The sequence below is a fragment of the Methanobacterium sp. genome (genome assembly GCA_012838205.1).
In the GTDB taxonomy this organism is placed as follows: Archaea; Methanobacteriota; Methanobacteria; order Methanobacteriales; family Methanobacteriaceae; genus Methanobacterium.
This window is the reverse complement of sequence record DUPR01000005.1, coordinates 37,501-47,740: the sequence shown is the minus strand read 5'-3', so window position 1 is coordinate 47,740 and position 10,240 is coordinate 37,501. Positions and strand designations below refer to the sequence as shown.

Genomic DNA, 10,240 nt, shown 5'->3' with positions numbered 1-10,240 from the left:
GTACCGTTGATCCAAATAGTTACATTCTGTCCTGGAGCCAGACTGGCAATTATTGGATTGATGACCAGAGGATTAGTGTAGGCAGTCCATGGTATTCCGGTAGATGTGGAGTAATATGTGTTTATCAAAATACCTGGAGTGTAATAATCATCAAATGTAACATTAAGAGCATCTGAAGGTCCGACATTGGTTATTACAATAGTGTAATGTATTGGGTAACCACCTACTATTTTATTAACGTCAGATCCTCCTGTTACTGAAGTTTTTGTGATGGTTAGAGATGCTCGGGTGTCTACATCAGTCACAGTCGTATCATTATTGTTGTCAGGATCAGGATCCGTAGTAGAAGAAGTCACATCCACCCTATTAGTCAACACAGTACCCAAAGGAGTGCTACTATTAACCGTACCCGTAATAGTCAAAGTGATAACCTCATTAGCATAAACCGTAGCCCAATACAACGGACTACTCCAAACCGTGCCCAAAGGAACATCATGACCCGAGTAACTACTACTAACCGCACCATAAGTCACATTATGAATCCAAGACGGAATCACATCAGCCAAAGACACACCCTGACTATCACTAGGACCATAATTCGTCAAAACAACCGTATACGTAATACCATTACCAGCAACAACAGAAACCGGACCAGTCTTAGTCACACCCAAATCAGCAAGAGTATCCACATCAGTGACAGTCGTGTCATTATTGTTGTCAGGATCAGGATCCGTAGTAGAAGAAGTCACATCCACCCTATTAGTCAACACAGTACCATCAGGAGTGCTACTATTAACCGTACCCGTAATAGTCAAAGTGATAACCTCATTAGCATAAACCGTAGCCCAATACAACGGACTACTCCAAACCGTGCCCAAAGGAACATCATGACCCGGATAACTACTACTAACCGCACCATAAGTCACATTATGAATCCAAGACGGAATCACATCAGCCAAAGACACACCCTGACTATCACTAGGACCATAATTCGTCAACACAACCGTATACGTAATACCATTACCAGCAACAACAGAAACCGGACCAGTCTTAGTCACACCCAAATCAGCAAGAGTATCCACATCTGTTAGCTTGGTGTCGTTATTATTGTTGGGGTTGGGGTCAGTTGTTGATGATGTGACATGAACTGTGTTATTTATAGTGCCTATTGGTGCTGATGCATTTACTGTTGCTCTTATTATAATGTTTACTGTTGTTCCTGAAAGTATGTTTCCCAGTGATATATTGAATGGGTTTGAAACTATGTTGATCCATGTTACTCCAGAGTTCAGGGAGTATTGTGGGTTAATAAGTCGGTTGAACCAAGGTGCCAGTATATTGTCAGTTAATACGGCATTGATTGCGGTGTCAGGGCCATTATTAGTAACAATTATGGTATATACGACTTGTTCTCCTGCGTTGACTTGTGAATCTCCATCTTTGTGCACTTCCAGATCAGCACCTAATATGTGTATTTGGGTGCTGTTAGTGGTTGTGTACTCTCTTCCACCAGAAGTTGTAGATGTGTAATTGAGAATGGCGTAGTTAGTTATGTCTTGACCAGCTAAAGTGTAGTCATTGTTGACAATGCAGTTAAAGAATATTGTAGAACTTATTTCAGATAAAGTAAGAACTGGTCTGGTAAATGTTAGTAAGTTTCCATTCTGGGTGAATATCCATCCAGGACATACTTGTGATCCGATGACAAATGTCAAACCATCGGGTATTGTGTCAGTTATTATGAGGTTGTGTGCATCAGACGTGCTGGATGGTGTGTGTGTAACAAATAAAGTGTATGTAAATTCTTCTTCAACGGCTAAGTTGGTTTTGCTTGGTGTTTTTATAATTTGAAGGTTGGGTTCAACCACTTGAACTGTGGCATTGTCTGAACCGGCATTTACACTATCTCCAGTAGAGTTAAGGTAATATAATGTTGCAATGTTAACCAGGTTTACTCCGTTTTGGTTTCCAGGAATATCCAGGACTAGGACTGTGTAATATAAAGTTAAAGTACCTTCTTGGGTGACAGTTATATTACCAAAGTTTATCTCGTAGATATTTCCACCAAGTGCATTTATTACAAACTGGTTAACACTTATTCCAGGTGTGGCTGTGTAACCAAACCCAGTGGCTGCTAATCCTTCCGGTAGATCATCTATGATTCTTAATTCTGTGGTGGTACCTATTGGTAAATTGATATCTATATATTCGGTTGCTGTTTCTCCAATGGATCTGGTCTCAGTTTTGTGACCATTTACATTTTTGGAGATTCGTGGTGATCTGATGGTTATAATGGCTGTAGAAGTATCATTGATATTATTCACTGCACCAGCTGGTTGTGTTGGGTCTCCAGTTCTTTTACCATCGGTATCACCAGGGTTTCCTGGTGTTGCATCATTGGTACCGTGATCACCGGGCAAACTGGTTCCAGTTACATGGACTGTGTTGTTTATCTGATCGTTGTATGTAACGTCGGATCTGACTGTGACACGGTAATAGATGTGAAGCCAATCGTCAGAAGTTAGCCGATCTATAGTTACGTTAAGTAAGTTCGATGTGGAGAAGTCATGATAAATAACGGATGTTGTTGATGGTATAATATTCAAAACATGGAAGTTATAGTAATCTGAATTGAGGAAATCTAGTATTTGTAAATTGTAGGCTGGTGCATAGTAATTGGAGTTTGTCACACGTATAAAGAATGTTATGACATCTCCTCCCTGAGCTATGTTTATGTCGGGTTCTTTGTTAATTTGAAGTTGAGGTACTCGAACTGTTAAATCTGGTGCAACAGCAGTTAGGCTCCTACTCACACCTGTAGCATTGGTGAAATCCAGGGTCCCACTATTGGGAATTAGAATTCCGTTTTGATTTGCAGCTATGTTCAGGACTGTGACATTGAATCGGATGCTTATTATTCCGTTGTTTAAACCATTAGTTCCAGTGAAGGAAATATCTCCTAAGTTAAAGGTTAATAAGGGTAGGAGAGATGCGTCAGGAAAACTTTCATAGATTCCAGCAGGTTGGGTGAAAGTGAAGCCTGTGGCAGTTATAGCTGCATTGTTTCTCATAATTTGAGCAGTCCCAGGATTATAAACTAAATTAGATGGTAAAATATCTCTTATAACCGCGTTTAAGGTTTTTCCCTCAGGAATAGTTAGATTAAGACGATAAGTCACCACTTCACCGATCAATACATTGTTACCTGTTGAATCTGCCTCGGATGTGGATTCTATGGCCTTAGAAATTGATGGTGGAGGTGTGTTGAAATTAACCACGTTTGATGTGGCAGTGTAAGTTCTGTTTTGGTTAAAGCCTGGTGGCATGGATGAATAGACTACACTGGCAATGTTGGTGAAGGAAGAATCGCTGGGAACATCAGTAGCAACATTTACCATGAAGGTGAAAGTTTGTGAACCACTTGGGGCAATGAAAGTAGTGCTGTCACCAATAATACTAATAATGTTTGCATTGCGAGTGAAAGTGTATCCTGCCACCGGAGTGTATGTCCATGTTGCAGGGTTAAACAAAGTGGTGTTTAGTATATCTGTAATGTTGATTTGATATGCATTGGATGAACCAGTATTTCTTATAGTTAAGGTAATACTTACCTGATCGCCCCCATCCACTACTGTGGGGGTAGCTGCTTTCGTGATTGCAATGCGAGGTTCTATAATCTGAAGATATACTTCGGTAGTGAAAGGTCCATGTGTGTTTTCATCCCAAGTTAAACTCATGTCGTTTTGTTTGGAATTGCCATCCTGGTTTTCTATGCTGTTTAGTACAGTGGCGTTAAGTTCTATGTAGAAAGGATTGTTTGATTGAGTGCTGTTGGTTAGACCGCTGAATAAGAATATCACGTTCTGTCCGATTACTTGGGGTGGAACTACCAAAGTACCTAAAGTACCGGAGAACCCGGAAGAATAAACATTATAAGAGTTTAGCACGTAAGCAAATCCAAATGGCAGGGTATCGGTTATTCTGAGATTGGTCATTAGTCCTTGAGGTAAATATGCTTGGAGACGGAAGGTAACCACTTCCCCTATAGTGAGGTCTTGTGATGTTCCGTGAATGCTGGAATTTACTACACTTTTTTCTAATCTAGGGTCACCAGTTCGGATGGTGTCTGATCCAGTGCTTGAGTATTCCCTACTATTATCATCAGGACTTGTGCCGTCCCATGGTAAAGACCAGTAAGTTGCGTTTGCTGTGTTAATGTAACTTGGCCCAATTAAAGGAGTGTCTAAAGTTGTGACATTAAAGTAGAAATCCAGAGTTTGTCCGGGATTGATATCTCCCCAACTGAAGGTTACAGTGTTACCAGGGTAAGTGAATGTGAATCCATTCTGGTTGTAACTAACAACACTGCCCAAGTCAAATATGTCACCGGCATTATTTAAGGAGTCAGTGATTATTACATGCTGCGCTGTGGCATGTCCAGTATTAGTTACCCTAATTCTCACATTTACTAGTTGACCTCCCTGTACTATGCTGGGAGTGAATGTTTTGGTAACAACTAGACGAGGTTGTACAATATTAACCGAAGCATCGCGATTAATGGGAGAATGTCCTGGGTTATTCCAGTCCATTGTAGCAGTATTCTGTGCAGTTACATTAGTTGAACCAGGATAAGGAGTATTTTCATTAGCAATTAAAATTAAGTCAATGAAAAATGTGCTGTTAGTAGTTGTGTTGGTTGTGCCTGTGAAAAGGAAATTTAATGTATTGCCGAATTGGTTGAAAGTTAATGGTGCGAGATTTCCAATGTAACTTGTGGTATCCAGAGTATGTGAAACATAACTTAAACCTGCAGGCAGTACATCGGTTATGACGAGATCAGTTATTTGTCCTGCTGGTAAAGTGATAGCAAGCCTGAATAGCCCTCTTTCCCCTATAGTTAGATTGGGTGTTGAACTTATCCCATCAACAGATGAGACATAGGTTTTTGTGAAGTTTACATCGCGGATTTGTACCGAAGCAGTGGAACTTATCGGATCCCTCACATAGTTAGGGCTTTCGGGTAGGGTAATGATGTATATTTAGTAATGTTGACAGTGTTATCGATGACTTGTCGGGGGTATACTGTATCGTTCAAGACGACAGTATAAGTTATGTTAATGGTGTTATTTTCATCAACAACCGAGAAAATAGGATATAAGGCTGTGAAATTTAATCCGCCAGTTGTGAAAAGATCCATCAAGTTTAAACCAGTGATTGTTGGTCCGTTCACATAACTGGCAACAATGTTGCTGATTGATGCTATGTAACTTGGATTGGATGTTAGAAGATTATCCGTTACAATAACATTGTATGCTGGTGCATTACCAGTGTTACTTATCAGAATAGTATAAGTCACTTCGTCTCCTGCTTGTAGATTGGTAGTAGGAGTGGCCATCTTATTAATTGTGAGTGCTGGCTCTCCAGTTACAATGGAAACGATGGTGTTGTCAGAAAAAGATTCGTCAAAATTATTGTTATGAACAACATTTAAAAGGTTAGTTAGGTACAACCCGTCTGCCATTGGATCTCCGGTTGCTGTTACTGTGAACAATATGTGAGCAAGGCTTTGGGGTTGAGTGGAATTATGGATCTCACCATAGAAAAATGTGAGAGTGTTTTGAGTTGCATCGATAATTAATGTTGGTGTTACTCCACTTAATGTGCTTAAAGTATCGTCCCATGCTAATTTCCATCTTCCAGCAGGCGGTGGAGTGTCATACTGGTCTTTTGGAACCGGATTAAGATCAACAAATTCAGTGGCTCTTAAAAATGGTATTGGTAAATAATCTATTAGAATGAAATTTTCAAGGTTGGTTGTTGGAACGTTAACACATATGGAGAAAGTTACTGTGTCTCCTGGTCTTATTATGTAGGGAGGTCCAATTGGATCGTTTCCATTGATCTTGTAAATTTGTTTACAAATTGATGGGGCTACAATGACCACTTCACTTCTACTTCCATCTGAAACACCATGTCCACTATTTACCAGATTAGCATCAATGGTAACAGTATTATCAATCATGTCATTAGAAACAATTGGGTGATTGATAGGTTCTGTTAAGTTTAGTTTGATCTCGGACCAGTAGGTCAATGTGCCTGCGGTTGCACCATAGTTTGTTCCAGTATAATTTCCTCCTTCTAGAATTCCACTGTATCCATTATCAATCAACAATCGAGTAATATTGAATACTATAGTTGTAATACCATTGGTTGGATTGTATGTCCAAGACATCTGAGGGTTAGGGTTAGGTGTGACATCGAATTCTAGTGTAAAAGGGCCGCCCGATGGAAGGTGTAACACTACACTTGGTATGTAACTAGGGTCAGTTAGGAACCTTTGCCCATCACCCATGACATCTGTGATTATTACATTACCCATACTGAAATAATCCGAAACCTGAAAGTTGGTTGTATAACGTAGAATGTCAGTTGGTTTTGGACTTGGGGGTGTACTTACATCAGCCACTCCTTTTTGTATGGCAAGTGGCTTCAAAGTTACAGAGTAAGTCGAATTGGAAAAAACATTTATTCCATTATATATACCAGTCACATTTGCAGTGTTGTTTGCTAAAGCCCAAGAACCAGTAGTTTCATCCAAAACATGTTGGGAATTATTATCAAATTTTGGTGCATATACTTCATAAGTGATAATTCTGTCAGGACCTAATACACCTGTGATACTGGAAAACATTATCTGTAGAAGACCACCCGGTATTGTGAGTGATGGTTGTTGAGTTACTGTGCCTCCTGCAGAATTAAGTACTTGTAAGAATTGAAGATTTCCAGGAATAAGATCAGCAACTTCTACCAAATTAATTGTTTGTCCATTTGCAACATCAACTGTGAGAGTGTAAGTGATAGGATAATTTCTACCTGTTGCTGTTTCACGTTCTGGTGCATTTGAAGTTTTGGTAATCTGGATCACTGTGGGTGTTACTTGTGCTGTTGATTCATGTCCCCTTATAGGATTTGTACCAACTTCATTGGCACCAAATCTGAACACTGGATAACCAGTGATGTTTAATGGAACTCCTAGTTCGGAGTTTCCAAGTAAAAGCGCGTTGATGTTTATTGTTGCTGGGGGTTGACCAGTGGTGAAACTTCCCAGCGGATATTCAAAAATGTAAAGTTGGAATCCTGGTGTGCCAGTTACTGTAAGCCCAGAAAGTGGATCTACTAGTTCTCCAGAAACTGGAAAAGTACCAACATTAGTGACACTTACAGGAGCACCCAGGAAAGTTGCAGAATTAAACTGTATTTCTGGGGGTAAAATTAGTTGGACTGTTGGTCCGAAACCGGTTTCATCCCCGGCATTATCAAAGGTAATAGTGAAGTCAAAAGTTTCATTCACAAGCTGTGAAGATGGAGCATTTATAGATAAGGTGGGTTCAGGGCCTAACTGGAAGTTAAGCTGTCCATAAAAATTAGGGTCATCAGCATTGTTACTGGCCATCAGTGTGAGAAACTTGGTTAATGTCATGTGGCCGGGATAACTGGCTGAAACATAGAAATTTTTTTCATTGCTTGCAAAAGATATTATATAAAAACCATCAGAGTCAGTGGTTGTTCTGGCAACTTCAGTGCCTTCTGGAGATTTCACAGAAACAGTTACTCCGGGGAAGGAACTTCCATTGGTACATCTAATTACATTACCACTTATTATGGATTCTGAAAAATGTGAAGAGGGGTTAAGGGAAGATGTGGGGATATTTTGTTGATCTTGAGAGGGATCATTATTATTAATTGAGTTAGCAAGAGATAATTCTGAAGTTATATTGTTATCAGTTATGTAATTCGAGTTTTCAGCAGCTGTAACAGCTCCGGATGCGCAAAGAACTGTTAACACAAAGAGTATTGTTAATATAGTTTTGTTTTTATCCCATGACCCCAACATGAATAACTCCACCATAAATGTTTTAGTTTTTTTTATATGCTCTTCCCAAAATTGCATTGTTCACAAACAACAATATTGATATGATAGTTGTTTTTTATACAATAGTTAACATTTAGTTATGATAACTTAACTTATATACATTTTACTATTTGACTATATTCAGTTCCAATTTTTTAAATAAAAACTTATTTCATGAACAAAACCAAAAAAAAAACTATATAAAAAGTATTACTAAAATTCCTCAATTATGCGTCAAAAAAATGTGATGATTATATGTTTGTACTTACATTCAGAGCATGTGACATCAGTTAATCTTAAATTCATTGTTTACTACACATAAGATAAGTGATAATAAGAACTGAATAGCTTTAAAGACAGTTCATAGAAGAAATAACTATAAAAAATAAAAGAGGTAATAAAAATGTGCGAATCAACAGTTTACGACAATAAAGGGATTAAATTAATGGATGATGTGATTAATATCAAAGTTTATGGTAACCGGATAGAGATGGTAGATATTTTAAACCAAGGAATGACAGTAGAAGGCCAAATAGTTGAATTAGACCTTGAAAAACATAGTATTTTCATAGAAGTAGATGAAAAGGGGTTAGTTAAATAAGTACACAATTTTTTTATGAAAATAATATAATTCTAATACTATTTCTTTAGTAACTAAATAATAATAAGAACTTAATTATTTGCGAAAAATAAAAAGAGGGGTGGAAAATTCCACCGAATTGGTTTTTTTTTTTGGTTTCGATTTTTTTACCTATTTAAGGGAAAACGCATCGTGTGGACAGACTGGTATGCACTGGTCACAGAGTATACAGAATCCTTTGAGTGGTACTTTGTCGTCGGTGAGTTTCAGCATGTTGTAAGGACATACTTCTACACAATCACCACACTGTTGGCAATTATCAGGACTGTACTCAATTCTGTTCCTCTTGACAATCTCACCATCGATTTCTTTGTCGATTTCCACCAGATTTAATGCATCGTTTGGACAGGCAATTGTGCATGCCCCACAACGGGTGCACATAGCAAATGATGGTTCTCCACCTACTTCAACATCTCCTGGTACTTGAACTCCGGTTTTTGTAACCACCCGGATAGCTTCGTTGGGACATGTGCGGGCACATGCTCCTACAAAGTCACATTTTTCTTCATCCCATACCAACCCTGTTTCAGAGGCAGGTTTGGCTGGTCCTAGTTCAACATCCAGAGTGATGGCATCCACTGGGCACATTTTTTCGCATAGTCCACAGTAAGTACAGATTTCCGGTAGTTCTACTGTTAGTTCAGAAGTTTTAGGTTCTATGAAGTCACCAGGACAGGCGTCTACACAAACCTGACAACCGATACATGTATCTGTGTCAATTTCAAACTTGTTGAGTATTTTGGCACGTTTTTCTGGTTTTCTTCCGGATATATACACTGCGTTCCATGGGCAGGTCTGTGAACAGACCCCACATTTGATACAAGTGTCTTCATCGATGGTTATGCTTTCACCGTATTCAGGGAGTGTTATGGCGCTTACTGGACATTCATCCACACACATACCACATCCTACACAGTCCACTATGTAGACTGGGCTGGTGATCTCTAAGTCCAGTTTTTTAGGTTCTTTAACTCCTTCTACTCCGATAACATCTACTGGGCAAATGTCTGAGCACTGCTGGCACATGACACAGTATCCCTGTAAAGGCAAGGTCTGCACTTTACCAGTTTCTAATTTAAGGATCTGGGGGGGGCAGACTTCTACACAGTCCCCGCACTCGTCACAGAGTTGGGGGTTGAAGGTAATCCTGGTTTGGGTGTTGCCAGATTCATCCAATGCTAGCTCATCAGCTTTAAGAGCACCAGTGGGACAGACATCCACACATTTAGGTGCTCCTCCACAGACATCACAATAGTTGACATCTTCTGGAGATACGATGATTGCTGCAGTTGGACAGGCACCCTGACAGGCCCCACATCGAATGCAGTCTTCCTTGTTAACCACTATCATCTTTCTCACCCTCTAAAATGTATTTAAATCTTTTTAACGAGGTGTCCCTCGCTGTCGTACACTTCAAGGGTGGCAAGCCTCATTTGACTATCGATTTGGTGGGTTGCACAGGATAGACATGGGTCATAAGCCCTGATAACCATCTCCATTAAGTTGAAGATTTTATCGTCTACGTCTACTCCAGGTTTAATGTAGTCTTTGGCGACTTTTTGAATACCCATTTCCATGGCGGGGTTGTTTTGGATGGTTGCAACAATAATGTTAGCTTTGGTAACTTGTCCGTTTTCGTCACAAGCATAGTGGTGGGTTAGTGTTCCTCGGGATGCTTCTACAATTCC

At 39.5% G+C, this 10,240-nt stretch carries 5 protein-coding genes (1 of these 5 cut by a window edge); 1 reads left to right on the top strand and 4 read right to left on the bottom strand.

The window, feature by feature from the left end:
• Together GXZ72_00850 and GXZ72_00845 are read right to left on the bottom strand one after the other, a co-directional pair.
• Window positions 1-5,003: DUF11 domain-containing protein (locus GXZ72_00850; protein HHT18102.1), on the bottom strand; the 5,003-nt coding region annotated here is incomplete at its 3' end.
• A complete protein-coding gene (locus GXZ72_00845; GenBank protein HHT18101.1) occupies window positions 5,000-7,894 on the bottom strand; it encodes a DUF11 domain-containing protein in 2,895 nt (964 codons plus the stop codon). The genes GXZ72_00850 and GXZ72_00845, both read right to left, overlap by 4 nt.
• 421 nt (window positions 7,895-8,315) lie before the next feature.
• On the opposite strand from GXZ72_00845, the gene GXZ72_00840 reads away from it, so the two are divergent.
• Window positions 8,316-8,513 carry a CooT family nickel-binding protein gene (locus GXZ72_00840; protein HHT18100.1) on the top strand — a complete coding sequence of 66 codons (198 nt, stop codon included), beginning with the start codon at window positions 8,316-8,318 and terminating at the stop codon, window positions 8,511-8,513.
• A gap of 150 nt (window positions 8,514-8,663) precedes the next feature.
• On the opposite strand, the gene GXZ72_00835 is transcribed toward GXZ72_00840, so the two are convergent.
• Window positions 8,664-9,902 (bottom strand): 4Fe-4S binding protein, encoded by a 1,239-nt coding sequence (locus tag GXZ72_00835; GenBank protein HHT18099.1) that lies wholly within the window; start codon window positions 9,900-9,902, stop codon window positions 8,664-8,666.
• Between the two features lie 23 nt (window positions 9,903-9,925).
• A protein-coding gene (locus tag GXZ72_00830; GenBank protein HHT18098.1) for a Ni/Fe hydrogenase subunit alpha crosses the window boundary here: on the bottom strand, window positions 9,926-10,240 show its 3' end. The gene runs 1,104 nt beyond the window's last position; only the last 315 of its 1,419 coding nucleotides appear in the window; its start codon lies beyond the right edge, outside the window — the gene reads right to left on this strand; its stop codon occupies window positions 9,926-9,928.